Annotated in this window: 2 protein-coding genes; both read right to left on the bottom strand. The window is 54.1% G+C overall.

Going from position 1 to position 1,183, the window contains the following annotated elements; translation table 11 throughout:
* Positions 1-342: 342 nt before the first annotated feature.
* Positions 343-645, bottom strand: a complete 303-nt coding sequence (locus tag CVH10_RS25375) for a hypothetical protein (protein WP_064114079.1) — start codon at positions 643-645, stop codon at positions 343-345.
* Positions 642-1,183, bottom strand: a 542-nt coding sequence (locus CVH10_RS25370; RefSeq protein WP_219924725.1) for a hypothetical protein, incomplete at its 5' end; no start/stop codon positions are given. The genes CVH10_RS25370 and CVH10_RS25375, both read right to left, overlap by 4 nt.

The following is a 1,183-nucleotide window of genomic DNA, read 5'->3' as shown; positions in this document are numbered from 1 at the left end:
AAAGTTTCTGACGTGGTGATTTGTTGAAGTTTGGGTCGAAGTTCGTGCCGGACACCGCGCTTGTCGGACGACACGAGGACAGGGGACCGGTCTTTGCCGGAAAGGTGTTCAGCACTTACGCTGGTCATAACGAGCGGGGTCCTAGTCAAGTAGGAGCCTCGAAGGCGGCGGCAGGGTGGTCCAACACCCTTCGTCGCCGCTCGTATTTTCGGAGTAAATCCAGCTAGTTCAGCTCGGATACTCCACTTCGAGGTTCATCGATTATTTGGTTTTTATCCACTTAACCAGCAGAAACAGCGTTTATCGCTGATCTGCTGGTCAGTACGGCGTGTCGGGAAGCCGCTAGTCCGCGGCGAGTCCCCATGCTTCAACAACGCCAGCCTTCTCTTCCGGGGTTCTGCTTGTCTTCACCAGTGCATCGAACAGACCCCGGTATTCACCCAGTGCTTCAATGTCGAATCCGGCTTCACGGGCGTAGTCGGGGGTGTAATAGCAGCACATCGCAGCAAGAATTTCAGACGATTCAGCGCGTTCACCAGCGTAAATCCAGCCGTAGACATCATGTCCACCCCACAGATCAGGCCCGCGATGATCGTAAATGCCGACAGCTAGACGAAGGATGAATACCGTAGCTTCGTGCTTCACACATCAACCCTCTGATCTGCTGCACTCAGAATTGCATGACCTCCAGAATGGCTGCATAGCTCGTCGTAGACCTGGGCAACAAATGACGGTCGATCAGCATTGTCCATGAAGAGTTGAACGAACTTCGGTCGGACAAGACTGATCCACGGTGCGGTCAGAGTTTCGAAATCGCGTCCCTCGAGGTGTTCATGCATTGCGACAGCCCATGCCGCCCCTCGAGCAGCGCACCAATCTCGTTCGGCTCCCTCGCTGTCCGAAATGTCGTATTTAAGGCCCAGTGATCGTCCAACTTCAGCAGCTGAGTCACTAGCACGTTTCCAATCGTCACCGCGTAAATCGTTGAGCTTTCCGAGTTCATCGCCTAGAAGCAGCTCAGACATTGCGAACACGGTCATCGAACTGACCCATCGTGGACCGACTAGTGCACCAAGGTCGTCATCGGTGATCTGCATGCCGCGAAGTTCGTCAACGACAGCTTGGCCTTCCAAACCTACCCTGGCCCTGAGTATTTCAGTTATTACGAGATGATCATTCGGCC

The organism is Halomonas sp. ND22Bw, from assembly GCF_003011945.1.
GTDB lineage: Bacteria > Pseudomonadota > Gammaproteobacteria > Pseudomonadales > Halomonadaceae > Halomonas > Halomonas halophila.
The sequence above is the reverse complement of the archived record's forward strand: the minus strand, read 5'-3'. Positions and strand labels throughout refer to the sequence as shown.